At 58.1% G+C, this 26,449-nt stretch carries 28 protein-coding genes and 2 tRNA genes; 5 read left to right on the forward strand and 25 right to left on the reverse strand.

The window, feature by feature from the left end; all coding sequences use genetic code 11:
* Positions 1-3: 3 nt before the first annotated feature.
* From rimP to rlmE, 9 genes are all read right to left on the reverse strand, one after another.
* Complete coding sequence (gene rimP, locus M2367_RS09235; RefSeq protein ID WP_042041323.1) at positions 4-462, reverse strand: ribosome maturation factor RimP; 459 nt, start codon at positions 460-462, stop codon at positions 4-6.
* Between the two features lie 168 nt (positions 463-630).
* Positions 631-707: transfer RNA gene (locus M2367_RS09240), tRNA-Met, on the reverse strand.
* 92 nt (positions 708-799) lie between these two features.
* A tRNA-Leu gene (locus tag M2367_RS09245) sits at positions 800-884 on the reverse strand.
* A 9-nt stretch (positions 885-893) separates the two neighbouring features.
* Positions 894-1,220, reverse strand: a complete 327-nt coding sequence (gene secG, locus M2367_RS09250) for a preprotein translocase subunit SecG (protein ID WP_005903953.1) — start codon at positions 1,218-1,220, stop codon at positions 894-896.
* On the reverse strand, positions 1,221-1,985 hold the full coding sequence (tpiA, locus tag M2367_RS09255; RefSeq protein WP_224432313.1) for a triose-phosphate isomerase: 765 nt from the start codon (positions 1,983-1,985) through the stop codon (positions 1,221-1,223).
* A 132-nt stretch (positions 1,986-2,117) separates the two neighbouring features.
* A complete protein-coding gene (gene glmM, locus M2367_RS09260; protein ID WP_224432312.1) occupies positions 2,118-3,452 on the reverse strand; it encodes a phosphoglucosamine mutase in 1,335 nt (444 codons plus the stop codon).
* 17 nt (positions 3,453-3,469) lie between these two features.
* Positions 3,470-4,315 carry a dihydropteroate synthase gene (gene folP, locus M2367_RS09265; protein WP_259236514.1) on the reverse strand — a complete coding sequence of 282 codons (846 nt, stop codon included), beginning with the start codon at positions 4,313-4,315 and terminating at the stop codon, positions 3,470-3,472.
* A 64-nt stretch (positions 4,316-4,379) separates the two neighbouring features.
* Positions 4,380-6,332, reverse strand: coding sequence for an ATP-dependent zinc metalloprotease FtsH (gene ftsH / locus M2367_RS09270; RefSeq protein WP_042041318.1), 1,953 nt, complete (start codon positions 6,330-6,332; stop codon positions 4,380-4,382).
* A gap of 45 nt (positions 6,333-6,377) precedes the next feature.
* Positions 6,378-7,007, reverse strand: a complete 630-nt coding sequence (gene rlmE, locus M2367_RS09275) for a 23S rRNA (uridine(2552)-2'-O)-methyltransferase RlmE (RefSeq protein ID WP_042041317.1) — start codon at positions 7,005-7,007, stop codon at positions 6,378-6,380.
* 98 nt (positions 7,008-7,105) lie between these two features.
* Between rlmE and yhbY the strand changes: the two genes are divergently transcribed.
* Together yhbY and M2367_RS09285 are read left to right on the forward strand one after the other, a co-directional pair.
* Entirely contained in the window at positions 7,106-7,402 is a 297-nt protein-coding gene (gene yhbY, locus M2367_RS09280) for a ribosome assembly RNA-binding protein YhbY (protein WP_005903964.1), read from the forward strand.
* Positions 7,403-7,502: 100 nt separating this feature from the next.
* Positions 7,503-8,102 carry a PilZ domain-containing protein gene (locus M2367_RS09285; RefSeq protein ID WP_259236515.1) on the forward strand — a complete coding sequence of 200 codons (600 nt, stop codon included), beginning with the start codon at positions 7,503-7,505 and terminating at the stop codon, positions 8,100-8,102.
* A gap of 60 nt (positions 8,103-8,162) precedes the next feature.
* Here the strand turns inward: M2367_RS09285 and greA are convergent, their stop codons facing one another.
* The 3 genes from greA to pomA all read right to left on the reverse strand — a co-directional run bounded on the left by greA (position 8,163) and on the right by pomA (position 10,456).
* Entirely contained in the window at positions 8,163-8,639 is a 477-nt protein-coding gene (gene greA / locus M2367_RS09290; RefSeq protein ID WP_005903968.1) for a transcription elongation factor GreA, read from the reverse strand.
* A 141-nt stretch (positions 8,640-8,780) separates the two neighbouring features.
* Positions 8,781-9,689 carry a flagellar motor protein MotB gene (locus M2367_RS09295; protein WP_259236516.1) on the reverse strand — a complete coding sequence of 303 codons (909 nt, stop codon included), beginning with the start codon at positions 9,687-9,689 and terminating at the stop codon, positions 8,781-8,783.
* 8 nt (positions 9,690-9,697) lie between these two features.
* Positions 9,698-10,456, reverse strand: coding sequence for a flagellar motor protein PomA (gene pomA, locus M2367_RS09300; RefSeq protein WP_042041313.1), 759 nt, complete (start codon positions 10,454-10,456; stop codon positions 9,698-9,700).
* Between the two features lie 216 nt (positions 10,457-10,672).
* Here pomA and xseB point away from each other — a divergent pair, with 216 nt between their 5' ends.
* From xseB to dxs, 3 genes are read left to right on the forward strand one after another with little or no spacing between them, the layout of a single operon-like run.
* Positions 10,673-10,921, forward strand: coding sequence for an exodeoxyribonuclease VII small subunit (xseB, locus tag M2367_RS09305; RefSeq protein ID WP_042041532.1), 249 nt, complete (start codon positions 10,673-10,675; stop codon positions 10,919-10,921).
* A 3-nt stretch (positions 10,922-10,924) separates the two neighbouring features.
* Complete coding sequence (ispA, locus tag M2367_RS09310) at positions 10,925-11,815, forward strand: (2E,6E)-farnesyl diphosphate synthase (RefSeq protein ID WP_259236517.1); 891 nt, start codon at positions 10,925-10,927, stop codon at positions 11,813-11,815.
* A gap of 21 nt (positions 11,816-11,836) precedes the next feature.
* The gene (dxs, locus tag M2367_RS09315) at positions 11,837-13,702 is read left to right on the forward strand and encodes a 1-deoxy-D-xylulose-5-phosphate synthase (RefSeq protein WP_042041311.1); all 1,866 of its coding nucleotides are present in this window, start codon (positions 11,837-11,839) and stop codon (positions 13,700-13,702) included.
* Positions 13,703-13,770: 68 nt separating this feature from the next.
* Here the strand turns inward: dxs and M2367_RS09320 are convergent, their stop codons facing one another.
* The 13 genes from M2367_RS09320 to M2367_RS09380 form a co-directional block, all read right to left on the reverse strand.
* Complete coding sequence (locus tag M2367_RS09320; protein ID WP_042041310.1) at positions 13,771-14,712, reverse strand: ABC transporter permease; 942 nt, start codon at positions 14,710-14,712, stop codon at positions 13,771-13,773.
* 2 nt (positions 14,713-14,714) lie between these two features.
* The gene (locus tag M2367_RS09325; RefSeq protein WP_224432306.1) at positions 14,715-15,689 is read right to left on the reverse strand and encodes an ABC transporter permease; all 975 of its coding nucleotides are present in this window, start codon (positions 15,687-15,689) and stop codon (positions 14,715-14,717) included.
* Positions 15,690-15,789: 100 nt separating this feature from the next.
* Positions 15,790-17,346 carry an ABC transporter substrate-binding protein gene (locus M2367_RS09330; RefSeq protein ID WP_224432305.1) on the reverse strand — a complete coding sequence of 519 codons (1,557 nt, stop codon included), beginning with the start codon at positions 17,344-17,346 and terminating at the stop codon, positions 15,790-15,792.
* Positions 17,347-17,415: 69 nt separating this feature from the next.
* Positions 17,416-19,137, reverse strand: a complete 1,722-nt coding sequence (locus M2367_RS09335; RefSeq protein ID WP_042041307.1) for an ABC transporter ATP-binding protein — start codon at positions 19,135-19,137, stop codon at positions 17,416-17,418.
* A gap of 487 nt (positions 19,138-19,624) precedes the next feature.
* The gene (locus M2367_RS09340; protein ID WP_042041306.1) at positions 19,625-20,107 is read right to left on the reverse strand and encodes a phosphatidylglycerophosphatase A; all 483 of its coding nucleotides are present in this window, start codon (positions 20,105-20,107) and stop codon (positions 19,625-19,627) included.
* A gap of 57 nt (positions 20,108-20,164) precedes the next feature.
* On the reverse strand, positions 20,165-21,124 hold the full coding sequence (gene thiL, locus M2367_RS09345; protein WP_224432303.1) for a thiamine-phosphate kinase: 960 nt from the start codon (positions 21,122-21,124) through the stop codon (positions 20,165-20,167).
* A gap of 55 nt (positions 21,125-21,179) precedes the next feature.
* The gene (gene nusB, locus M2367_RS09350; RefSeq protein WP_042018200.1) at positions 21,180-21,593 is read right to left on the reverse strand and encodes a transcription antitermination factor NusB; all 414 of its coding nucleotides are present in this window, start codon (positions 21,591-21,593) and stop codon (positions 21,180-21,182) included.
* Between the two features lie 11 nt (positions 21,594-21,604).
* Positions 21,605-22,069: a 6,7-dimethyl-8-ribityllumazine synthase gene (ribE, locus tag M2367_RS09355; RefSeq protein ID WP_042041304.1), complete on the reverse strand. Its 465-nt coding sequence runs from the start codon at positions 22,067-22,069 to the stop codon at positions 21,605-21,607.
* A 132-nt stretch (positions 22,070-22,201) separates the two neighbouring features.
* The gene (gene ribBA / locus M2367_RS09360) at positions 22,202-23,311 is read right to left on the reverse strand and encodes a bifunctional 3,4-dihydroxy-2-butanone-4-phosphate synthase/GTP cyclohydrolase II (protein ID WP_259236518.1); all 1,110 of its coding nucleotides are present in this window, start codon (positions 23,309-23,311) and stop codon (positions 22,202-22,204) included.
* A gap of 75 nt (positions 23,312-23,386) precedes the next feature.
* Positions 23,387-24,049 carry a riboflavin synthase gene (locus M2367_RS09365; RefSeq protein WP_259236519.1) on the reverse strand — a complete coding sequence of 221 codons (663 nt, stop codon included), beginning with the start codon at positions 24,047-24,049 and terminating at the stop codon, positions 23,387-23,389.
* Positions 24,050-24,068: 19 nt separating this feature from the next.
* Complete coding sequence (gene ribD / locus M2367_RS09370; protein WP_042041301.1) at positions 24,069-25,178, reverse strand: bifunctional diaminohydroxyphosphoribosylaminopyrimidine deaminase/5-amino-6-(5-phosphoribosylamino)uracil reductase RibD; 1,110 nt, start codon at positions 25,176-25,178, stop codon at positions 24,069-24,071.
* Positions 25,179-25,392: 214 nt separating this feature from the next.
* Positions 25,393-25,842, reverse strand: coding sequence for a transcriptional regulator NrdR (nrdR, locus tag M2367_RS09375; RefSeq protein WP_042041300.1), 450 nt, complete (start codon positions 25,840-25,842; stop codon positions 25,393-25,395).
* A 146-nt stretch (positions 25,843-25,988) separates the two neighbouring features.
* Positions 25,989-26,417 carry a hypothetical protein gene (locus M2367_RS09380; RefSeq protein ID WP_259236520.1) on the reverse strand — a complete coding sequence of 143 codons (429 nt, stop codon included), beginning with the start codon at positions 26,415-26,417 and terminating at the stop codon, positions 25,989-25,991.
* Positions 26,418-26,449: the final 32 nt, after the last annotated feature.

A 26,449-nucleotide genomic window follows, 5' to 3' on the forward strand; every position in this document is an offset into this window, starting at 1 on the left:
TCGTTAACCAAAGTTCGGCACTATGTTCGCTTTTTGGATATTGGTGAAAGCGAACAGCTCGTCCTTACCATCCACCGTCAGGGTGATGGTATCCCCCTGCACGGCTTTGATTACGCCTTTGAACTTGCGGCGGTTATTTGTTGCCATTCGAAGCTGCACCGCCGCCTCCTGGCCAACGTATTTTTCGAACTGGGCAACCTTGAACAGCGGGCGATCCAGACCGGGAGAGGAGACTTCCAGGTAGTACTCCTCAGTGATGGGATCTTCAACGTCCATGATGGCACCGGTCTGACGGCTCACCTCGGCGCAGTTTTCAACGGTCACACCCTGCTCGCTATCGATATAGACACGCAGGGTTGAGTGTTTACCCGCACGGATAAACTCCACACCCCAAAGTTCAAAACCCAAGGCTTTGATAGGCGCCTCGAGCAGATCGGTCAAACGCTGTTCCAACGTAGCCAAAGTTACCCTCCGAAAAAAACAAAAAAAGGGCATATAGCCCAGATGAAGTACAAAGTCAGAGTAAATTGCACATAACAAAAAGCCCCGATGTCAAATCGGGGCTTGGCGCTGTACCCTGATTGTCGCCTCGCAGCGACCGCTTTCCTGAGCGAAGGAATGCGTGAAATTTGGTTGCGGGGGCCGGATTTGAACCGACGACCTTCGGGTTATGAGCCCGACGAGCTACCATGCTGCTCCACCCCGCGTCCGAAATCGTGCGAGATTATAGCCTTATCAATCTTTTCGTACAAGAAAGAAGGGCCATAATATACTTGGTTACCCAAGCTCACTACTAAATTGGTGCCGTGGGCGGGACTCGAACCCGCACACCCTAGAGCACTACCCCCTCAAGATAGCGTGTCTACCAATTCCACCACCACGGCAAAACTCACTCAGTTGGGAACGTCGGAATCTTTCTTAACCGGCGTTTCAGTCTGCTCAACCTGTTGGGTTTGTTGCAGATTTTCCCACTCGCTACCCTGTTTCGCTTTATGACCGGACATAGATCCAAGCACCAAGCTGATAACAAAAAACAGAGTTGCCAAAATTGCTGTTGTACGGGTCAGGAAATTACCTGAGCCGCTGGAGCCGAATACGGTATTCGATGCCCCTGCGCCGAAGGAGGCGCCCATGTCAGCCCCTTTACCTTGCTGTATCATCACCAGACCAATCAGAGTCAGTGATACCAGCAGATAAACGACTAAAAGAATTTCGTACATTTAACTTGCACCCTTTGCCGCTTCAACAATTCCTAAGAACGCCTGGTCATCGAGGCTTGCTCCACCAATCAGACCGCCGTCAACGTCGGGCTGGGCAAACAAATCTCTCGCATTGGCCGGTGTCAGGCTCCCACCATAGATGATTCTAACTTTATCACCTATTACCGGAGTATCCTCCGCCAAGCGACCACGAATGAAGGAATGAACCTCTTGTGCCTGCTCGGGTGTGGCGCATTTACCTGTGCCTACAGCCCAAATCGGCTCGTAGGCGATGATAGCATTATCGAAAGCCATCGCGCCATTCTTCTCTAGGACTATGTCCAGCTCCTCGGCTATCACCTCGAAGGTACGCCTCGCCTGCCTTGCCGCCCCTGACTCACCCAAACAAAGGATGGGGATCAAGCCTGCCGCTCTGACGGCCGCGAACTTCTCCGCGACTATGAAACTGGTTTCTCCAAAGAGACGCCTACGCTCGGAGTGCCCTACAATAACGTATCGACACCCTGCCTCAATCAACATCTCACACGAGACTTCCCCCGTATAAGCGCCTGATTTGTGCTGACTCACACTCTGAGCCCCCAACTTCATCAAATGCTGCTCTGCGAGCAGATTCGACGTGAAGTCAAGATGCACATGGGATGGACACAACACAGTTTCAACGTCATCACTCAACCCCTTGAGGCAAGCGGTGGTGAATCTTTCTAACTGCGACCTGCTACCGTGTAACTTCCAGTTGGCTGCTACAAACGGCTTCCGATTTCCCATCGGCAAACTCCCTTGCGAAAGCGAGGCAGATAATATCCAGAGGACATTGAACTGACAAGCGCTATTTATGATTTTTCGAATCGTTTGAACAAGATACAACCAGGGCGGTGTAAAAACCGCCCTTATCGCTCATTAAAACGCCGATTTTACCTGTTGGGCAATGCGTTCGGCCATGTCACGGACCTGCTCTTCTTGCTCACCTTCCACCATGACACGGATCAAAGGCTCTGTACCTGACTTACGTAGCAGTACCCGCCCACGACCAGCCAGCTCTTGCTCCACCCGCTTCACCTCGTCGAGCACGGCGGGCGAGGTCAGGGGATCCTGCCCTTCGGCAAAGCGCACGTTGACCAGTATCTGGGGGAACTTGCTCATGCCAGAACGCAGTTTGGCAAGAGGCATCTCGGCGGTACACATGGCGGTGAGCACCTGCAGGGCGGCGACGATGCCATCTCCGGTGGTGGTTTGATCCAGGCAGATGATGTGGCCCGAGTTCTCGCCGCCGATGCGCCAACCTTTCTCGTTGAGCATCTCCAGTACATAGCGATCACCCACCTTGGCACGGGCAAACGGGATCCCCAGGGTCTGCAGCGCCAGCTCCAGGCCCATATTGGCCATCAGAGTACCGACCACACCGCCCTTGAGGCGGCCGTTACGCAGGGCGTCGCGCGCAATGATATAGAGGATCTCATCCCCATCTATGATGTAACCCGCATGATCGACCATGACCAGACGGTCACCATCACCATCAAAGGCGATACCCAAATCAGCCTTGGTTTCCAGCACCTTGGCGACCAGGGCCTCGGGCGCGGTGGAGCCAACCCCTTCATTGATGTTGAGGCCATCCGGGCTGCAACCGATGGCGATGACTTCGGCCCCTAACTCGCGAAATACGGAAGGCGCGATGTGATAAGTGGCACCATGACCACAATCTACCACCATCTTGAGCCCTTCCAGGCTGAGATGGGAGGGGAAGGTACTCTTGCAAAACTCGATGTAGCGACCGGCGGCATCCTCGATACGCACCGCCTTGCCAAGCTCTGCCGACTCGACGCACTTGAGCTCGTTGTCGAGTTCGGCCTCGATGGCCAATTCGACCTCATCTGGCAACTTGGTACCGTCGGCGGAGAAGAACTTGATGCCGTTATCATAGAAGGGGTTGTGGGATGCACTGATGACGATACCCGCTTCGGCGCGGAATGTGCGGGTCAGATAAGCCACCGCCGGTGTGGGCATGGGGCCCATCAATATCGCTTTGAGGCCAGCGGCCGAGAGGCCAGCTTCCAGGGCCGACTCCAGCATGTAGCCAGAGATACGGGTATCCTTGCCGATCAGCACCTTCTTGGTGCCCTTCTTGGAGAGCACCTTACCGGCGGCCCAACCCAGCTTCATCACGAAGTCCGGAGTGATAGGGTATTCACCCACCTTGCCGCGCACCCCATCGGTGCCAAAGTATTTTCTAGCCATGGTTTGTTCTCGTTATTTTATTTGGAGATAAAATCATTTCCCGTCATTGCCAACCAGCCGATGCGTAGCGCATCCATGGTAGCGCGCACGTCGTGCACCCGTATGATGCGAGCCCCCTGTTGCATCCCTATCAGGGCGCAAGCCAGACTGCCGGCGAGGCGCTCGTCGACATGGCGACCCAGCAAGCTCCCTATCATAGACTTTCGCGACATCCCCACCAAGAGCGGCAGCCCATAATCGAGCAAGTCAGCTTGCCTGGCGAGCAGTTGGTAATTGTGCGCGAGAGTCTTGCCAAAGCCGTAGCCGGGGTCGAGCAACAACTGCTCGCGGGGGATGCCAACGGCGAGACAGGCGGCAATACGCTCATCGAAGAAAGCCCTCACCTCCCCCAGCAGATCATCGTAATGAGGCTCGGCCTGCATGGTTCTTGGCTGTCCCTGCATATGCATCAGGCAAACGGGCACGTCAGCCTGCGCCGCAGCGGCCAGGGCTCCGGGCTCCAGCAGGGCACGCACATCATTGATGAGGTGACCGCCAGCGGCGCACCCCTCGCCCATCACTATGGCCTTGGAGGTATCGAGGGAGATCATCACCTCCAGCTCGCTGGCGATCCGCTCTACCACAGGCACCACCCGATCCAGCTCTTCTTGCTCGCTCACATCGGGAGCACCGGGGCGAGTCGACTCTCCCCCTATGTCGATCAGGGTAGCGCCATCGCTCACCATCTGACGGGCGTGATTCAGCGCCTGCTCTATCTGATTGAAGCGGCCACCATCGGAGAAAGAGTCCGGAGTCACGTTGAGGATCCCCATGACATGGGGACGGTCGAGGGAGAGGCTGATCCCCTTACTGGATAACTGCATGATCGAGTCCATTTTCATCAATGAAAAAACCCCGGGCGAGCCCGGGGTTTGAGAGAGATAAATCTTATTTGGCCGGAACGTCGTTGGCTTTGTCTATATCGACATTCGCCTCTTTCGGCTCTTCGGCTTTCACCTCTTCAGGCTCGGCCTTGGTCGCACTGCCACCGTTTGGTGTGTCGCCACTGTGATCGTCATGCCAGTTGCTGGGGGCACGCACCTCGCGACGGGCCATCAGATCGTCGATCTGCTTGGCGTCGATGGTTTCGTACTTCATCAGCGCATCCTTCATGGTGTGCAACACATCCATGTTGTCCATCAGGATCTGCTTGGCACGATCATAGTTGCGATCGATGACCAGTTTGATCTCGGCGTCGATGACCCGGGCAGTATCATCGGACATATGCTTGGCCTTGGCCATGCTACGGCCGAGGAACACCTCGCCATCTTCCTCTGCATAGAGCATGGGACCGAGACGCTCGGACATGCCCCACTGGGTCACCATCTTGCGTGCGATGTCGGTGGCGCGCTCGATGTCGTTGGACGCACCGGTCGATACCTTCTCGGCACCGTAGATCAGCTCTTCCGCCAAACGGCCGCCGTACAGGCTGGAAATCATGGACTCCAGATGCTGCTTGGAGTGGCTCCAGCGATCTTGCTCCGGCAGGTACATGGTCACACCCAGGGCACGGCCACGGGGGATGATCGAGACCTTATAGACAGGATCATGATCCGGCACCATACGACCGATGATGGCATGACCAGCCTCATGATAGGCCGTCATCTCCTTCTCGGACTCCTGCATCACCATGGAGCGGCGTTCGGCACCCATCATGATCTTGTCCTTGGCCCGTTCGAACTCGGACATGGAGACCACACGGCGGCTCTCACGCGCCGAGAACAGGGCGGCTTCGTTGACCAGGTTGGCCAAGTCGGCACCGGAGAAACCCGGGGTACCCCGTGCAATGACGGCCGCATTGACGTCATCGGCCAACGGCACTTTACGCATGTGCACTTTCAGGATCTGCTCGCGGCCACGCACATCCGGCAGACCAACCACGACCTGGCGGTCGAAACGGCCCGGGCGCAGCAAGGCAGGATCCAGCACGTCAGGACGGTTGGTGGCGGCGATGACGATGATGCCTTCATTGCCCTCGAAACCATCCATCTCAACCAGCATCTGGTTCAGGGTCTGCTCACGCTCGTCGTGACCACCACCCAGACCGGCGCCACGCTGACGACCGACCGCATCAATTTCATCGATGAAGATGATGCAGGGCGATGACTTCTTGGCTTGCTCGAACATGTCGCGTACCCGGGAGGCACCCACACCAACGAACATTTCGACAAAGTCGGAACCCGAGATGGTGAAGAAAGGCACCTTGGCCTCCCCCGCAATGGCCTTGGCCAGCAGGGTCTTACCGGTACCGGGCGGGCCGACCAGCAACACACCCGTCGGGATCTTGCCGCCCAGCTTCTGGAACTTGGAAGGATCGCGCAGATAGTCAACCAGCTCCTTCACCTCTTCCTTCGCTTCGTCACAGCCTGCGACGTCACCGAAGGTGGTCTTGATCTGCTCTTCACTCATCAGGCGAGCCTTGCTCTTGCCAAACGACATGGCACCCTTGCCACCGCCGCCTTGCATCTGACGCATGAAGAAGACCCAGACACCGATCAGCAACAGCATCGGGAACCAGGAGATGAAGATGGACGTCAGCAACGACGGCTCTTCCGGCTTCTCACCCATGACCTTCACATTGTGATTGAGCATGTCGTTGAGCAACTGGGGATCCGGCGCCGGAATGATCGTCTGGAAACGTTCACCGGTGCGCTTGACGCCATTGATGACCTTACCGTCCATCCGCACTTCACGGATCTGCTCTTGGGCCACTTCTTTTACAAAGCTGGAATAGTCCAGCTGGCGACTGGTGGTATCACTGGGGCTGAAGCTGTTGAATACCGACATCAGCACGACGGCGATGACCAGCCACAGGATTAAGTTTTTCGCCATGTCACTCAAATCAGTAACCTCGCAGACTGACAGTTAACGCTAAAAGGTAGGGTACTACAGTTTAAAACCGGTAGCCACAATGTACACTTCGCGCGAGCGGGCTCTTGATGAGTCCGGCTTGCGTATCTTGACTGCTGTAAAAAGTTGTCGTATTTCATTGAGATAGATATCGAATCCCTCTCCCTGAAACACCTTGGCCACGAAACTGCCATTAGCGCGCAGCACCTGGTTGCACATGTCCAGCGCCAGCTCGACCAGATACATGGCTCGCGCCTGATCCACCTGCTGAGTGCCGCTCATGTTGGGCGCCATGTCAGACATGACCACGTCCACCTTGTCCGGCCCCACCCGCGCCAGCAGCGCAGCCAGGACAGTTTCCTCCCGAAAGTCCCCTTGCAGGAAATCGACACCGGCGATGGAATCCATCGGCAAAATGTCGCATGCGATGACACGTCCATTGTCACCCACCTGATCGATGGCAAACTGGGACCAGCCACCGGGAGCGGCGCCAAGATCCACCACCGTCATGCCAGGCTTGAGCAACTTGTCCTTGTCCTGGATCTCGTCAATCTTGAACACGGCACGAGATCTCAACCCAAGTTTCTGGGCTTTTTTGACGTATTGGTCGTCGAAATGCTCTTTCAACCAGCGCGTTGAACTGGGGGAACGTTTTTTCTGGGTCATGGTGATCGGCTTTAAAAAACCACAAGGGTTATTAGTATTAAGGGCTAAGTGGGGGTAGAATACGCCCCTTTCAACCCTGACTTATGAAGAATTTTGCCATGATGCTCAACAATAAACAGAAACAGTACCTCAAGGGCTTGGCCCACAGCCTGAAACCCGTCGTACTGCTTGGCCAGCACGGCCTGACCGAAGGCGTTCTCGCCGAGATCGATCTCGCACTGGCCCATCACGAGCTGATCAAGGTGAAAGTTGCCGCCGAAGATCGTGAGATGAAGGCGCTGGTGATGGAAGCCATCGTTCGCGAAACTGGCGCCATCAAGGTGCAGAGCATGGGTCATGTGCTGACCATCTATCGCAAGGCCAACGAACCCAAAATCCAACTGCCCCGCAAGTAAGAGAGAGCACTGCTCTCTCCCTCATTCCCCCTCTTCCTAAGTCGCTTGCCAAAGTAGTCGCCGGGGCCTTAACCTGCGATGAATACTTGGAAACGACGCCATGGATCACCAGCAGATACTCACTGACGAAGAACTGACCATGTTGCGGGAGCTGGGGAAAGACCAGGAGTCGGCCGCCGGGCAATCCCTGAGCGGCTATCTGGATACCCCGCTGCTTGGCCTGCTGCAACGAGCCGACATGCTGGCCCTGGAGGCCCGCTTCGCCGGTCATCAGCTCCATTTCCCTCTCTATTTCACCCAAGGCGATGACGGCTTTCTCGAGCCACGCATCGCGGCCCCCGTCATTCAGGAACTCAGCCACGAGCATCCCCGCGCCTGGCGCCTGGATACGGAAGGCTGGCTGCAACACAACGGGGAGGATTATCGGATCACCAGCCTCTCCCTCAATGGTCTCATCGTCCAGCAACTGCCCAGTCATCTAAAGCGAGGAGATGCCATCGGTGCCATCCTGAGGCTGGATGAGTTGGCACCTCTGACGCTCAGTGGCGTCCTGATCCGGGAGGTGCGCGAGCAGCAAACCAGCATAGGCTGGGCCATCAACTTTCAGATGAACGAGACGGATCAGGAGCTGCTGCGTGGCTGGATGTTCCAGCACCACCAGAGCACCTTCACCCAGGCTTATGCGCCGCCCGCGGAGTGAGGCAGACGCACAAATGACAAGAGGGGAGCCAGGCTCCCCTCTTCGCTGTCACGCTGCCTATTACAGGTAGTCGACGCTCAATACTTCATATTCCACATCGCCCGCCGGGGTTTTGACGATGGCGACATCATCCACTTCCTTGCCGATCAGGGCACGGGCTATGGGGGAGTTCACCGAGATGAGGTTCTTTTTAATATCAGCCTCATCGTCACCGACGATGCGATAGGTCACCTCTTCTTCCGTCTCCGACTTGAGCAGATTGACGGTGGCACCGAAGATGACGCGACCATTGTTGGCGATCTTGGTGACATCGATGATCTGGACATTGGAGAGTTTGGCTTCAATTTCCTGAATGCGGCCTTCACAGAAGCCTTGCTGCTCACGGGCGGCATGGTATTCGGCATTCTCTTTCAAATCACCATGCTCACGGGCATCAGCAATCGCTTCGATAATCTGCGGACGCAGCTCGGTCTTAAGATAATCGAGCTCTTTGCGCAGCTGCTCGGCGCCGCGCACAGTCATCGGAGTAGGATTCATAGTCAAAACCTGAGTTGCTTGAAAATGAGACAGCGGCTATCAAGGGAGAGCCGCTGCCATCGGTTTGGATGAGGCATCTTAATATGAAGTCAGGGGAAAATCCATGGCCCCCCCTAGCCCCACCTTTATCCTCTCTCCGGCTTATTTAACCTCGTTTGGCAGTGCAATCGGCGTTGAAGTGCTCGGCTTGCCTTGCATGATGGCAATCTCGACCCGGCGATTGGTACTGCGGTTCTCGGTCGAGTTATTCGGTACCAGCGGCTGAGAGTCAGCCATGCCTTGCACCACGAGTCGGCTTTGATCGAAACCTGGCACCTTGATCATCTGATGCGCAACCGCCACCGCCCGCTGGGAAGAGAGCTCCCAGTTGGAGTTAAATAGCTCATTCTCGGTCGCGACGTCATCGGTATGACCGGAGACGGTAATCTCCCCCGGCACATCCTTGAGCAGACTGGCGACCCTGCGGATCACCGGCCAGAACTGGGGCTGCAGGAAGGCAGAGCCCGCCGGGAAGGATGCCTTCTCACGGATGCGAATGATGATCTGCTGGCCGAGGGACTCTATTTCGATGGCGCCATCCTGGATCTGATCCTGAAGCTGCTCCGCCAGCTTCTTGGCCAGCTCATTGGATTGGGCCTGTTGCTGCTGTTGCTGCTCTTGCGCCTGCTCGCTGGTCTTGCCTCCGGTCAGGTTACCCGCATCCTTCTGCTGGCCACCGGACTGATCGGACTCCCCCGGCTGGAACTCCAGCTCGGTCTGGGTCATGTCGATGGTCTGCTGCATGATGGTGTCTATCGGGGTTGGCTCGGGTCGTCCCGGCCTGAACTCCTGGGCGATGACAGAGGTTCCCTTGGGGATATCCTTGACCTCCAATAAATTCTGTACCCCGAAGGCATACTTCATGGAGCCCGCGATCTGCTTGAACTTGAGCACATCCATCTCGGCAAAAGAGAGCAGCAGCACGAAAAAGCACATCAGCAGCGACATCAAGTCGGCGAAGGTACCCATATAGGCTGGCAGGCCGGGAGGAGGACAGTTGCATTTAGACATGGCGACTCCTACTCGGTGCCTGCGTTGCGTTTGGACTGATGCAGGTAGTTTTGCAGCATGGACTGGATCACCCTGGGGTTCTGGCCATCCTGGATCCCCATGATGGCGTCCAGGATCAACGCCCGTGAGAGGCGCTCCTCACCGCTGCGCAGCTCCAGCTTGTCGGCAATGGGAATGGCAAACATGTTGGCCTGGATGGCGCCATAGAGGGTGGTCAGCAAGGCAACGGCCATGGCGGGGCCGATGGATTTGGGATCGCTCATGTTCGACAACATGGCAACCAGCCCCACCAGCGTGCCTATCATCCCCATGGCGGGTCCGAGATCGCCCAGGGCCCGAAACACCTTGATGGCGATGACGTGCCTGTCCGAGGTGAGCTCCATGTCTTTCTCCATCACGGCACGCACCACCTCAGCATCATGACCGTCGACCAGCATGTCGATGCCCTTCTTCATGAAGCTGTTGGGGATTTCCGCCGCCTCCAATGCCAGGAAGCCCCCCTTGCGCGCCGCATCTGCCAGTTCGACCGCCTTCTGGATCAGATCGTCGATCTTCTCGCTTTTGTGAATGAACGCCTTGCCCGCAATCTTGAAGGCACCGAAGAACTGGCCAACGTTGAACTTCATCATGGCAATGAAGATGGAGCCCAGCACTGTGATACAGACAGAAGGCACATCAACGAACATGCTGAGGGATCCCCCCAGCACCATGCCGTAGATCACCACCGAGAAACCGAGCACTATGCCGATAAGACTACCTAGATCCACGCCGCAACTCCTGTCAGCCGATTCTTGAATTCACTATATTTCATTGAATTTTCTGCTATTGCATCCCGAGCAGCAAGCTCGAAAGTGCGCACTTGACCCCAGTCGCCTTATATATCGGCAGCGGTGGCCAGAGTTTGAGGCAATGACGCTTTCACCCTCCCCCCCAGGGGTCGAGGATGTTAAGATGAGCCGTTTTTTCAATCCTCGAGGATGAACATGGCCGTTAAGAAAATCGACCGACTGAGTTTTGATGCCACCTTGGAAGAGCTGGAAACCATTGTTCATCAACTCGAGCAGGGCGCGCTCCCCCTTGAAGAGGCACTCAAACAGTTCGAGCAGGGTATCCATCTGGTGCGAGCCGGTCAGCAGAAGCTGGAGCAGGCCGAGCAGAAAATCCACATCCTGCTGAGCCAGGCCGATGGCAGCGAGCAAGCTGTTCCCTTCCAACCCGAACAAGGAGCCTGAACCGTGTCGCTGGATAGTTTCTCTCGCCTCCATCGCCAGCGTATCGATGATCGGCTGTCACAACAGCTCGATGCCCTGCCCCCCATGGCGCCGCGTCTGCGCGACGCCATGAAATACGGTCTGCTATTGGGTGGGAAACGGGTGCGCCCCTTCCTGGTCTATGCCGTCGGCGAGATGTTGGCCGTTGAGGCTGATCTGCTCGATGGTCCGGCGGCGGCGGTAGAGTGCATTCACGCCTATTCCCTGCTGCACGACGATCTGCCCGCCATGGATGACGACGATCTGCGTCGTGGTCAACCCACTGTGCACAAGGCGTTCGACGAAGGTACCGCCATCCTGGCGGGAGACGCCCTGCAAACCCTGGCGTTCTCTATCCTGGCAGACCACCCCATGCCTGGCGCATTGATGGCAAACCGGGTCCGAATGCTCAGTACCCTGGCCCGCGCCTCGGGCTATCTGGGGATGTGCGGTGGCCAGGCACTCGACCTGCAAGCCGAAGGTCGGCAGATAAGCTTGACCGAACTCGAGCAGGTACATCGCCACAAGACCGGGGCGCTCATCGAATGCGCCGTCACCCTGGGGGCCCTGTGCAAGGCTGATATCGATGCACAGACCCTGAGTGCGCTGCAAGCGTATGCCGCCGCCATCGGTCTCGCCTTCCAGGTGCAAGACGACATACTGGACATCACCGGGGATACCGCCACCCTAGGCAAGCCTCAGGGCTCGGATCTGGCACTGGCCAAGAGCACCTACCCGGCGCTGCTCGGCCTGGAGCAGGCCCGTGAGCTGGCTCGCGAACTGCACGGCAAAGCCTTAACAGCCCTGCACCCTTTGCCCTACAATACCGATATTCTGGAAGCGTTTGCCGATTACATCATCGAGCGAACCCACTGAACGCTGGATAACAGTAACAATATGAGCGTTGATATAAGCAAGTTCCCCAACCTGGCCCTCGCTGACACCCCGGTTGAGTTAAGATCCCTGCCCAAGGAGCGCCTGCCCGTCCTGTGCAACGAGTTACGTGAGTACTTGCTGCGCTCGGTGAGCCGTTCCAGCGGGCACTTCGCCTCTGGTCTTGGCACGGTCGAGCTGACGGTCGCCCTGCATTACGTCTACAACACCCCCTTCGATCGGCTGGTGTGGGACGTGGGCCATCAAGCCTATCCCCACAAGATTTTGACCGGGCGGCGCGAACGCATTCATAGCATTCGCAAGAAGGATGGTCTGCACCCCTTCCCCTGGCGCGGCGAGAGCGAATATGACGTGCTCTCGGTCGGCCACTCCAGCACCTCCATCGGCGCTGCGCTCGGCATGGCCGTCGCCGCCGAAAGCGAAGGATTGGGTCGCAAGGTAGTGGCGGTGATCGGCGATGGCGCCATCACCGCCGGCATGGCCTTCGAGGCACTCAATCATGCAGGGGACGTCCACAAGGACATGTTGGTGGTGCTCAATGACAACGAGATGTCTATCTCGGAAAATGTCGGCGCGCTGAATAATCACCTCGCCCGCATCATGTCAGGCAAGCTCTACACCACCATTCGCGAAGGGGGCAAGAAGGTGTTGTCCGGCCTGCCTCCCGTCAAGGAACTGGCCAGGCGCGCAGAGGAGCACCTCAAGGGCATGGTGGTGCCAGGCACCCTGTTTGAAGAGTTCGGTTTCAATTACATAGGTCCCATCGACGGCCACGATATCGATGCCCTGGTCGAGACCCTGCGTAACATGCGCAACCTCAAGGGTCCCCAGCTGCTGCACATCAAAACCAAGAAGGGCAAGGGCTACGAGCCTGCCGAGAAGGATCCTATCGGTTATCACGCCGTGCCCAAGTTCAACCCGGACGAATGGGCACTGCCCAAGTCAACCCCGGGCAAACCGAGCTTCTCGGCCATCTTCGGCCAGTGGTTGTGCGACATGGCCGCCGCAGATGAACGTCTGGTCGGCATCACCCCCGCCATGCGCGAAGGTTCAGGGCTGGTCAAATTCAGCCAGCAGTACCCCAACCGCTACTTCGATGTGGCCATAGCCGAACAGCATGCAGTGACCTTCGCCGCCGGGCTCGCCATCTCGGGCCAGAAACCCGTGGTCGCCATCTACTCCAGCTTCCTGCAACGGGCCTATGACCAGCTGATCCACGACGTGGCCCTGCAAGAGCTGCCGGTGCTGTTCGCCATCGACCGCGCCGGTCTGGTCGGTGCCGACGGCCCCACTCATCAGGGCGCGTTTGACATCAGCTTCCTGCGCACCGTGCCGAACATGGTCGTCATGACCCCGTCCGATGAGAACGAGTGCCGCCAGATGCTCTACACCGGCTATCAATGCAACCAGCCTGCGGCGGTGCGCTATCCGCGCGGCAGTGGCTGTGGCATCGAGGTTCAGACCGAGATGCAGGCATTGACGCTGGGCAAAGGTCGCATCCTTCGCGACGGCAAGGGGCTCGCCATCTTGGCGTTTGGCACCCTGCTCCATCAAGCCAAGGCCGCCGCCGAGGCGCTGGATGCCACCCTGGTGGACATGCGCTTCGTCAAACCCATGGATGAGGCCCTGGTGCTCTCCCTGGCTGCCAGCCACCATGAGTTCGTCACCATAGAGGACAACGCCATCATGGGCGGTGCCGGCTCTGCGGTGAACGAGCTGCTGATGCGGACCAGGCAGTGCAAACCGGTACTCAATCTTGGCCTGCCCGATCGCTTTATCGAACAGGGCACCCAGGAGGAGATCTACGCCATGCTGGGTCTCGACAGTGCAGGCATCCTGGCCAGCATCCAGGCCTGGCAGCAGGCCTGATGAGATGACCTACGAGCAATAGAGAAGGGCGCCTTATGGCGCCCTTCTTGTTTTACCGCTAACCCGAGTTAACCCTTGTAGATTTTCGGGTTAAACACATCCCGCAGCCAGTCACCCAGCAGGTTGATGACCAGCACCAGCACCACCAGACAGATGCCTGGGAAGGCGGTGATCCACCAGGAGCCGGAGAAGATGTAGTTGAAACCGACACTGATGAGCGACCCCAGCGAGGGCTGATCCACCGGCATGCCGAGCCCCAGGAAGGAGAGCGCCGCCTCACTCATGATGGCATTCGCAACCTGTACGGTAGAGATGACCAGGATGGGCGACAGGCAGTTTGGCAGTATGTGACGGAACATGATGCGCGGGGCACGGAATCCCATCACCTGCGCAGATTCCACATACTCTTTCTTCTTCTCCGCCAGCACGGAGGCGCGTACCGTCCGGGCATATTGCGGCCACTCGGCGATGCCGATGATCACCACCAACATGATGATGGCGAACTCGGCATAGAGTTCGGAGCCAAAACTTGCCTGGAAGATGGCAGAGATGATGATGGCCACCATCATGGTGGAGAATGACAACTGCACATCGGCGAAGCGCATCAGCAGGCTGTCGATACGGCCACCGTAATAGCCGGCGATGAGGCCGATGACGATGCCCAGCACCAGTTGCAGACCCACCGCGAACAGACCTATGGTCAGCGAGATACGGGCGCCATACAAAATGGTGCTCCAGATATCCCGTCCCTGGTTATCGGTGCCCAGCCAAAAACGTATGTCTCCCCCTTCCAGCCAGGAGGGCGGCAGCTCGGCATCCATCAGGTCGAAGCTGGTCAGATCGTAGACATTGTGCGGCGCCAGCCAGGGTGCCAGCAAGGCGGCCAACACGAATGCCACGAAGATGGCAAAGCTGAACATGGCTACTTTATCGCGCAGGAAATAGTAGACGATGTCGGAATTTTTAAAACGCGCCCAGCGGCTTGGGCTTGCAGTCACAGCGTTAGTCATGCTTACCCCTTGGCAGTCAGGTTAACGGTCGGGTTGATGAACCCGTAGAGCAGGTCGACCAGGGTATTGGTCACCACGAAGATAAGACCCACGAAGATGACATAGGCAGTGATCAGCGGGGTATCGACCCGGTGGATGGCTTCCAGGAACAGGAAACCTGTCCCCGGCCACTGGAACACGCTCTCGGTCAAGATGGTGTAGGCCACCATGGTACCGATCTGCACGCCGCCGACGGTGATCACCGGCAGCATGGTGTTCTTCAGGGCATGCTGGTAGTAGACCTTGTTGTTATCCAACCCCTTGGCACGGGCAAACTTCACGTACTCGGAAGAGAGCTGCTCCAGCATTTCGGAGCGCACCAGCCGGATAAACAGCGGCAGCATGATGGAAGAGAGCGACACCGCGGGCAGGATCAGGTGCAAGATGCCGTCCCAGGTGAAGAAACCTGATTCCCAACCCAGCAGGTTATAGGTCTCGCCACGGCCATAGGCGGGCAACCAGCCAAGTTGGATAGAGAAGAGGTACATCAGCATGATAGCGGTCAAGAACACAGGAATTGAGATGCCTATGCTGCTCACTGCCATGATGATTTTGGTCATTATGCTGCGCGGACGGATAGCGGAATAAACGCCGAGCGGAATAGAGACCACGACTATGATGAGGGCCGCCCCGAACACCAGTTCGAGTGTCGCAACCAGCTTGTCGAGTATGACTTCGAGGGCCGGACGCTTGAAGAAATAGGACGTGCCCAGATCTCCTTGCAGCGCATTTTTCAAGAAGCGACTGTACTTCACCAGGAAGGGATCGTTGAGCCCCATCTGATCGCGCAACGCCTGACGCTGAGCCTCGGAGACAGATTGTCCCACCAACTCACGCAGAGGATCCCCCAGATTGTCCTGGATGGAGAAGGCGACCAGGCTGATGACGAACATCACTATCACGGCCTGATAGAACCGTTTCAGCAGGAATGTAAACATGCTTGTCCTTGACTCTGGCCGATGTCTTGGCACCGGCTTCTGTTAATGGCGGGGGCCACTGTTGCCAGTGATGCCCCCGCCGGTCCTTCTTATGACGCTATTACTTGCCTACGACCAGGTCGCCAAAGTACGGGAAGTTCATCACGTTGACGATGGGCTTGATGTCGGCATTTTTCTTGGCACCGTAGGCCAGGTTTTCCCAATGCAAGGGCACATAGGCGGCATCGTCGATCAGCATGGCTTCGACTTTCTGCAGCATGGCACTGCGCTTGGCCGGGTCAGTTTCGGTGTTGGCTTCCATCACCATCTTGTCAGCTTCTGGGTTGGCGTAGCCACCACAGTTGTACTGGCCCATGCCAGTCTCGGCGCTCTTGGTGAAGGTCAGGAACTCGAAGAAGTTGGCGGTATCTTCGGTGTCTGAGTGCCAGCCGATCAGCTGCATGTCAGCGGCACACTTGTCAAACTCTGGCCAGTACTGGGCCACCGGCATGGTCTTCAGGTCAACCTTGATGTTGATCTTGGAGAGCATGGCGGAGACGGCCTGGGCAATTTTGACATCGTTGACATAACGGGCGGCCGGGGAGATGAAGCTCATCTTGAAGCCCTGCTCGTAACCGGCTTCCTTCATCAGCGCCTTGGCCTTGGTCAAATCATACTGAGGCACCAGGGCTTCGTTGTGACCGGCGTAGCCTTTCGGGCTCAGCTGGCCAGCGGGAGTACCGAAGCCTTTGTTGATCTTCTCGACGATGCCCACCTGGTTGATGGCGTAGTTGATGGCCTGACGCACACGCTTGTCTTTCAGGGCCGGGTTGGTGGCCTGGTTCAGCTCGATGATGATGGCGCGGGTACCGGACAGGGTCACCAGCTGGGTGTCCTTGCCTTTCTGGACACGTTCCAGATCGTTCGGGGCGACCGGGTAGATGACATCAACGTCACCGCCGAGCAGGGCAGCGACACGGGTCGCATCTTCCTTGATCGGCACCAGGGTCAGATTCTGAACGTTACCCTTGGAGGCTTTGTCCCAGTAGTTGGCGTTGCGGGTGTATTCCAGCTTGACGCCCTGCTCGCGGAACTTGACGCTGAACGGGCCAGTACCGGAAACATGGGTAGAGGCATAGGAGCTGCCATTCTTGACGATCTCGGCCTTGTCTTTACCGTTCTCATCCTTGCCGGTATAGAACTTGGAGTCCATCGGGAAGATGTAGGTCACTGTCTGCAGTACCAAGGGGAATGGCTTGGCCGTGATCAGATCGACGGTGTAGTCATCCACTTTCTTCACTTCGGCGATAGGGTCGAAGATGGCCTTGAAATCGACAGAGGCTTTCAGACGGTTGACGGTCCACACCACATCATCGGCGGTGAAGTCGTTGCCGGAGTGGAACTTGACGCCCTTGCGCAGGTGGAAACGGACCGTCTTGTCATCGATACGTTCAAATTTCTCGGCCAGACGCGGCTCGAACTGCAGATCCTGGGTGTAACGCATCAAGGGATCGAACACCAGGTGAGACATCTCCAGGGTCTGACCGGAGAGCTGCTCCTGGGGATCCAGCGAGGTCGGATCCGAGGCCACGGCAACCTTGATATCGGCGGCAGAGACATTGAAGGCCAAACCGGCCGCAAACAATGCCATTGCAATCTTGGATAATCCTTTCTTCATGTCTTTCTCCATGCTGTTAGCTTTTTATTGACACTCTTTTTCACAAAAAACCGGCAGGCCGGTGCTTTCCTAGCTTGCGATTTCCAGCCCCTCGCGGGACATTCCCTTAAATTCCGGCATGAGGGAGATCAGCTTGCGGCTGTACTCATGCTCGGCATTGGTAAAGAGTTTTTCCGTCTCGGCCACCTCGACCAGATGACCATGTTTCATCACCCCGATGCGATCGCACATCTGGCGGATAACCGGCAGATCATGGCTGATAAACAGCATGGTGAGGCCGAGCTCTTTTTGCAGATCCTTGAGCAAATTGAGTATCTGTGCCTGAACCGAGACATCCAGCGCCGAGGTAGGCTCGTCGCAGATCAGGAAACGGGGCCGGGTCGCCAGGGCGCGAGCGATAGAGATGCGCTGGCGCTGGCCGCCGGAGAACTCGTGGGGGTACTTGACCCCGGCGCCCCGACCAAGGCCGACATGATCGAGCAGATCGCTGACGATGCCGTCGATCTGATTCTCCTCGGCCAGTCGGTGGAAACGGATGGGCTCGGAGATGATGTCACGGACCTTCATGCGCGGATTCATCGAGGAGTAAGGGTTCTGGAACACCATCTGCATCTGGCGGCGCAGCGGACGACGCTCGCTCTCGTGCTTGATGGCGGTGAGATCTATCCCCTCGAACACTATCTTGCCGCTGTCAGGCGGATAGAGACCGGTGATGGCACGGGCTATGGTGGACTTGCCGGAGCCAGACTCCCCCACCAGACCGAAGGTCTCCCCTTCGAAGATCTCGAAGTTGATATTGTTGCAGGCCTGCACGTATTCACGGCGGCTCGGGAAGAAGGAGTCCTTGGTGACGAACTTCAGATCCACCTGCTCGACCCGCAACAGGGCGCCTTCATAGGCACGCTGATCCTGACTCTGGCCGAGCCAGTGGGTCTTGAGGTCGATGCTGGTATCGGGCGCACTGGCATCTTCGATGTACGAGACCAGCGGGAAGCGCACCAGCTTCACGTCGGAGCGGGGCACCGCCGAGATGAGGCTGCGGGTATAGGGGTGATTCGGGGCCCCCAGTACCTGCTCGGTAGTGCCGAATTCCACCAGGTCACCGCGATACATGACCGCCACCTTGTCGGTGACGTTGGAGACCACGCCCATGTCATGGGTGACCAGCATGCAGCCCACGTCCCGCTCCTTGCAGAGGGTGCGGATGAGTTGCAGGATCTGGTCCTGGATGGAGACGTCCAGCGCCGTGGTCGGCTCATCGGCGATGATGAGCTCGGGATCGCAGGAGAGTGCGATGGCGATGACCACCCGCTGACGCATGCCACCGGAAAACTGATGGGGATACTGCTTGATGCGCAGCTCCGGGCTCGGGATCCCGACCGCCGTCATCAGCTCGAGGGCCTTGGCGACCGCCTGACTGTGGTTGAGCTCGGTATTGGCGAGTATGGTCTCAACCAGCTGATGCTCCACGGTAAACAGCGGATTCAGCGAGGTCATGGGATCCTGGAAGATGAAACCGATGCGGGAGCCACGAATGGCCCGCATCTCGTTCTGACTCTTGCCGGAGATGAGTTCGCCATTGAGATAGATATCCCCCCGGGCGATATGACCCGGTGGACTCAGCAAATCGATCACCGCATTGCCGATGGTGGATTTGCCAGCGCCGGACTCACCCACGACGCCAACGACCTCACCCTTCTCGACACAGAAAGAGAGATCCTTCACCGCGGCCAGTACCCCGTAGCGGGAGGGGTACTCAATCCGCAAGTTTTTAACTTCTAGCAAGGACATATTTACCTCTGCGGGGGACATCCGTCCCAAATAATTCTTCCGTAAATCAGCCGCAGATGCCGGTTTGTACCTTGGGCAAAGAGTGCTCAATCCATGAGGCAGGGAAACCAGCGATCCGGGCGGGTTTTTTGCATTTTTTTGGAATAACCCGCCAGTAACTTAGACGCTTTGGCCGAAAGAGTAAATGATCTGGATATACAATTTCGCAATACTTTGCGGTGCGTCATGGTGCATCACCAGCCATAAATCGTGATCTATTACGCAAAAAGTAGCTGATTAAACTAATTATTGCCTATATAAACAAAGTTGATATGACACAATCTATTAACAAGCAGCATAAGTGACTAACGAAGTGATAGTGGGAAGTGTCGAATGAGTAGTGAATATTTATGTGAAATGTTTTTTTGACGGCAGCATCTGCCAGTGAATGAAAACCAAACAGTCATATATAAGGAGGGCGCCTCAGGGGCGCCCTCCTTCATCCGGCTCAAATCAGCCAGATGGCCAGTAATTGCATACAAAGCAGGGCAAACAGGCCCGCGATGACATCATCGAGCATGATGCCGATCCCCCCATGAATGCGGCGATCGAACCAGCTGATGGGCCAGGGTTTGAGCACATCAAACAGCCGGAACAGCAGGAAACCCGCCAGGATCCAGCACCAGCCCGCTGGCGCCGCTATCATGGTGATGCCAAAGCCAATCACCTCGTCCCAGACGATGCCGCCATGGTCATCCATGCCGATGGCATCGGTGGCGCTCTGGCAGATAGAGATGCCAGCCACGAAGCCCAGCACCAACAGGGCGATAAACCAGGGCGTAGAGAGGCCACTCACCAGCAGATAGAGTGGAATGGCGACCAGTGTCCCCATGGTGCCAGGTGCCTTGGGAGAGAGACCTGCGCCAAACCCCACCGCCAGCAGATGGAGCGGATTTCTCAGGTTCAGTCTCTTAAGCTCGGGTTTGATCATGTGAGGAATCCCTCCTTTCAATTGCATCATGCAGATAATCCCAGCCTTGCCAAGGCATCACGCGAAGTGATCCCAGCCTTTTAGATCTAGTTCGACCGCTTGCTCTGCGCGCACATAATCGATGCCCGGTTCACCGGCCAGGATGCGGCCGATACGGCTGAACTTGACCCCACTGTGAGCCAGGGCGGTATCCAGGGCCCCTCGATGCTCTTCCGGCACGGTGAAGCAGAGTTCGTAATCATCACCCCCCGCCAGCGCCAACTGCCAGGCATCTTCCGGGAAGACGGCATCTTGCATGACGGGCGAGAGCGGCAGCAGATCCAAGTCAATCTGGGCCCTGACCCCGGATGCTTTCAAGATGTGGCCCAGATCCGACGCCAGACCATCGGAGAGATCCAGGGCACTGCCCGCCAGTCCCCGCAATGCCTGACCTGCCAGAATGCGTGGATGGGGATGATCGAGGCGCGGCAGCACCGCGGCCAGCTGGTTCTCGTTGAGCACCCGTTTGCCGAGCAGATGAGAGAGCGCCAGGGCCGCATCCCCGAGGGTGCCGGTGACATAGATGCCATCCCCCGCCTTGGCGCCACTGCGCAGCAGGGCGCGGCCGGTCGGCACAGAGCCTTTGACCGAGACGGTGATGGAGAGCGGCCCGCGGGTCATGTCTCCCCCCACCAGGGCCACGTTGTAATATTCGGCGAGTTCGAGGAAGCCCTCGGCAAACCCCGCGACCCACTGCTCGTTGATGGCCGGCAGGGTCAGCGCCAGGGAGACCCAGCGCGGCTCGGCGCCCATGGCGGCGAGATCGGACAGATTGACCGCCAACGCCTTGTAGCCGAGATCCACCGGATCCATGTCGGGAAAGAAGTGCACGCCACTCACCAGGGTATCGGTGCTCACCGCCAGTTGGGTATCGGCGGGCAGGGTCAGCAGGGCACAGTCATCTCCGGGGCCCATCACCACATCCTTGCGGGCGTGAGGGACCTTGAAGTACTTCTCTATCAGCTCAAATTCACCCATACAGTAAAAAGCCAGCGGTTAGGCTGGCTCCTCTCTTAATGCTGTGGAACAGGGATTAACGCTTGCTCAACGTCTTGATGACCTTGTCCAGGACGCCGTTGACAAACTTGTGGCTGTCATCGGCGGCAAACGCCTTGGCCAGCTCGATCGCCTCGTTGATCACCACCCGTGGCGGCACATCATCACGACGAGTCAGCTCATAGGTCGCCAGGCGCAGGATTGCCTTGTCCACCATGTCCACTTCTTCCAGCGGACGGGAGAGGAAAGGTGCAAACACCTTGTCCAGCTCGTTGCAATGCAGGGCAACCCCGAACAGCAAGTCACGGAAATAGCTCAGATCCACCCCTTTGGTGTCCTGATCTATCTTGAACTGCTCTTCGATGTCACCTACGTTTGCCTTGGTCATCTGCCACTGGTAGATGGCCTGAGTGGCGCAATGGCGGGCCTTACGGCGCTCGGACGGTTTCAATGTATTATTCCTTAAAGCTGTTTCAGGACGTTGATCATTTCGAGCGCACTCAATGCAGCCTCTGCACCCTTGTTACCCGCCTTGGTACCGGCGCGCTCGATGGCTTGTTCTATGTTCTCAGTGGTCAATACGCCAAAGGCGACGGGGATTTCATACTCCATCATCACCTGGGCCATGCCCTTGCTGCTCTCGCTGGCCACCAGTTCGAAGTGGTAAGTGCCACCGCGAATGACGGTGCCCAGGGCAACGATGGCGTCGTAGTTGCCACTCTTGGCCAGCTTCTTGATAGCCAGCGGAATTTCGACGGCACCCGGCACACGCACCAGGGTGAGATTGCTGTCTTGCACCTGACCTTGACGCTTCAATACGTCAACGGCGCCATCGATCAGGCTCTCGTTGATGAAGCTGTTGAAACGGGCAACGACAATTGCAACGCGCGCCTCGGGGGCGGCGATATTCCCTTCGATAACCTTCATTGGCAATCCTGTAGCTGTGCAGTCAAATGTGGCCGGGGTCAAAAGTGCGCACAGTCTAGCACAACAGACCCTCGACAAAAACCATGCCCGCATGGCGGGCATGAGTTTACATATTCAAAATCGGAGTCTCGTTTACTCGCCGACGTATTCGACCACTTCCAGGCCGAAACCGCCGAGGGCATGGTATTTCTTCGGCGAGCTAAGCAGGCGCATCTTGCCGACCCCGAGCGCCTTGAGGATCTGGGAACCGACGCCGACCCGGCGCGAGGTGCCCTGCCACTTGGCCCCTTCCGGCGCCAGTCCTTTATCCGTGGCCTCGAATCCCTTGACCCGCGCCAGCAGCTCATTGCCATCGGCTTCCGCCCCCAGGATCACCAGCACACCGCCCTCGGCCGCGATACGGGCCATGGATTTGGGCAAAGGCCAGCTACGGGCGCTGTGGCGATCGGTCAGCAGCAGATCGCTCAGCACATCGTGCAGATGCACCCGCACCAGAGTGGGCTGGTCAGCCTTGACCTCCCCTTTCTTGAGGGCGAAGTGCACCTGGTTGTCTATGGTGTCGCGGAAGGTGACCAGATCAAATTCACCGAACTCGGTGGGCAGTTTGCACGCGGCCACCTGTTCGACCGTGGTTTCATGCTGGTTACGGTATTCGATGAGATCGGCGATGGTGCCGAGGCGGATGCCGTGCTGCTCGGCGAAGATTTCAAGGTCAGGACGACGGGCCATGCTGCCATCTTCGTTGAGGATCTCGACGATGACCGAAGCCGCCTCAAAGCCCGCAAGGCGAGCCAGATCGCAACCTGCCTCGGTGTGGCCGGCACGGGTCAGCACGCCGCCATCTTGTGCCATCAGCGGGAAGATGTGGCCGGGCTGCACCAGATCGGCGGCCTTGGCATCGGGGGCCACCGCGGCCAGCACGGTCACGGCGCGATCGGCGGCGGAGATGCCGGTCGTCACCCCTTCGGCCGCCTCTATGGTCACGGTGAACGCGGTGGAGAATTGGGCATTGTTGCGGTCAACCATGAGCGGCAGTGCCAGTTGCTTGCAGCGATCCCGGGTCAGGGTCAGACAGATGAGGCCGCGGCCGTAGCGGGCCATGAAGTTGATGTCCTCGGGGCGCACGCAGGAGGCCGCCATGATGAGGTCCCCTTCATTCTCCCTGTCTTCGTCATCCATCAGGATAACCATCTTGCCAGCCTTGATATCGGCAATGATTTCCTGGGTTGTGCTCAGCGCCATGGGCTACTCCGTCAAAGGTGATAAAAGCATAAAGACTAGATGGGGGCAGCTGGCCCCGTTTCAATCAGACCGGGTTCACAAAAAACCCGATTGGGCCAACTTCTCCAGGGTCAGGTTGGAGGACGGTGCCCCTTGTCTGCCTTGGGCGCCACCTTGCAGCAGCCGTTCGAGATAGCGAGCTATCTGATCCACCTCCAGGTTGACCCTGTGGCCCGGCTTCCAATGCGCGATCGTGGTCTCCTGGGCGGTGTGAGGCACTATGGTGAGCAGAAAATCGTCGCCCTTGACGGCGTTGACCGTCAGGCTGATGCCATCCACCGCGATGGATCCCTTCTCGGCGATGTAGCGCGAGAGTTCCGCGGGCGCCTTCACCCAGTACTCGATGGCGCGACCACTGCTGGACTTGCTCTTCACCTCTCCCACGCCATCCACATGACCGGAGACCAGATGGCCGCCGAGCCGCGAACTCGGGGTCAGTGCCTTCTCCAGATTGACCCTGTCCCCGACTCTTGCCTGGGCAAAGCCGCTGCGCGACAAGGTTTCGAGCGAGACATCCGCGCTGTAGCGCTTGTCGCCCAGGGTGACGACGGTGAGACAGACGCCATTGGTGGCGATGGAGTCGCCCAGCTTGACGTCGCTAAAATCGAGCCCGGGGGCCTCGACCGTCAAGACCACGTCTTCCCCCTGGCGACGCAGCTCGACCAGGGTGCCCATGGTTTCGATAATTCCGGTAAACATGGTTTCTACCTCATCTGGCTCAAGCTAGCTTGGCCGTGATCCTGATGTCCTGACCGACCAGTCGCACATCTTTCAGGGTCAGTTTGGGTGCCTGGAACAGACGATCCAGGCCCGGCAACTGGAACATGCCTCTGCCCTCGTCACCCAGCAGTTTAGGCGCCTGATAGAGCACCAGCTCGTCCACCAGCCCCTTCTCAAGCAGGGCACCACACAGGCGCGGCCCCGCCTCGACCAACACAGAGTTGATCCCCTGTTTGGCCAGCAACATGAACAGACTGACCAGATCGACCCGCCCATCCAGCTTGGGCAGGGTGAGCTGCTGCACCGTCTCTGGCCACTCCCCTTCACTTTGCAGCCTCGCCAGCAGCACGGGACCCGGGCTTGCAAAGAGCGGCAAGTCCGGCGTGATGCGGTTTTGGGAGTCAATCACCACCCGCAAGGGCTGGCGCAGGCTCTCCTTGGGATAGGCAAGCTTGACCGAGGCTGGCAACTCGTCCCAGCGCACGTTGAGGGAGGCGCCGTCGGCCAGCACCGTCTCGGCACTGGAGAGCACGGCGTCGTGGCGGGCCCGCAGCCGCTGTACGTCGGCACGGGCCAGGGGACCGGTGATCCACTGGCTCTCGCCACTCTTCATGGCGGTGCGCCCATCCAGGCTGGCACCGAGCTTGACGGTGACCTGCGGGAAGCCGGTGCGCATCCGTTTGAAGAAACCGGGGTTGAGGGCTTCGGCCTCGGCGCTGAGCAGACCGAAGTCGGTCTTGATGCCGGCCTCGGAAAGCATGCGCAGACCACGCCCGCCGACCTGGGGGTTGGGATCGACCATGGCGGCCACCACCCGGGCCACACCCGCCTCAATCAAGGCCTCGGCGCAGGGCGGCGTGCGGCCATGATGGGAGCAGGGCTCCAGGGTCACGTAGGCAGTCGCGCCACGGGCGACTTCACCTGCGCCATGGAGGGCATAGACCTCGGCATGAGGCTGGCCGGCACGCTGGTGCCAGCCCTCGCCGACCACGACGCCATCCTTGACCAGCACGCAGCCGACGCAGGGGTTGGGGGCCGTGGTATAGCGGCCACGGCGAGCCAGTTCGAGGGCCCGACTCATCCATTGGTAATCATCTTGACTAAACATCTGGGCTCCTCTGACAAAACATCCCGGCTTTGCGCAATATCGTAGGTTCGATTAGCGCAGCGTAATCGGACGCGGCAACATGGGTTAGCAGAAAGACTTACCTCTCCAGCTTGGCGATCTCTTCGCCGCATTATTTACATAAAAAGACGAATGTCTTCAAAGCGGTGACTGACGAAGAAAATCTCGTCTGTCGCATGTCGAGCCTTGTTCCAGGCTACTTCTCCAGCTTGGCGATCTCTTCGCCAAATTCGCGGATGTCCTCGAAGCTGCGATAGACGGAGGCAAAGCGGATATAGGCGACCTTGTCGAGGCTCTTGAGCTCGTCCATCACCAGGTTGCCCACCATCTTGGAGGGAACTTCCCGCTCGCCGGTGGCGCGCAGCCGCGACTTGATGTGGTTGACCCCTTTTTCGATGGCCTCCATGCTCACCGGTCGCTTCTCCAGCGCCCGCAGTATGCCGGCACGCAGCTTGTCCTCGTTGAAGGGCTCGCGCGAGCCATTGGACTTGATGACCCGCGGCATCACCAGCTCGGCCATCTCGAAGGTAGTGAAACGCTCATGACAGAGCAGACACTCACGGCGGCGGCGCACCTGATGGCCTTCTGCCACCAACCGGGAATCGATCACCTTGGTATCAACGGCACTACAGAAAGGGCAATGCATCGGACCTCCGGCGTTAACGGAAAAGGCTCCTGCCCCGCGGGGCCAGGATCGTGGCCAGCCAGTGTAACACGGCCACCCAAAACCGGTAAAAGCCCAGAAAAAACAATGCCACCCGCAGGTGGCATTGGGGCTTAAATGACGCCAATTCAGTCGTCATAGGGCAAGGTATCGGGATCGCAATCCACAAAGTCGGGCATCGGATCTTGCCCGAACTGCACCGCATCGATGTGGGTCGCCCCCTGCATCAGCGCCTTGCTCACCCGATGCATGCCATCCATGACCCGGCCCGCGCTATCCAGAATGATGGGATAGGCAAGATCCGCGGCCAGCATCAGCTGGCAGTGCTCGACGATGCTGCGCACCGTGGGCTGCACGCCGCCATGCCCGTACCAGTGCACGCTGTCCAGTTCGGCAATCTGCGCAAGCGGCACCGCGCGCACTGGCAGCGCACGGCTGAGCCTCACCAGCCTGCGCACATCCCAGGCGAGCAGCCCCTCGGGTGCGGGGCGAAAGTGGTACTGGGCGCGGATGGACAGGATCGCTTCCTCGTCGGTGATGGTGGTCTCTTTGGGCATGCAGCCTCCTCGCTTGGTTGCACAAGCATGGT

Origin of the sequence: Aeromonas sp. BIGb0445 (assembly GCF_024809075.1) — a bacterium.
GTDB classification, from domain to species: Bacteria; Pseudomonadota; Gammaproteobacteria; order Enterobacterales; family Aeromonadaceae; genus Aeromonas; species Aeromonas rivuli.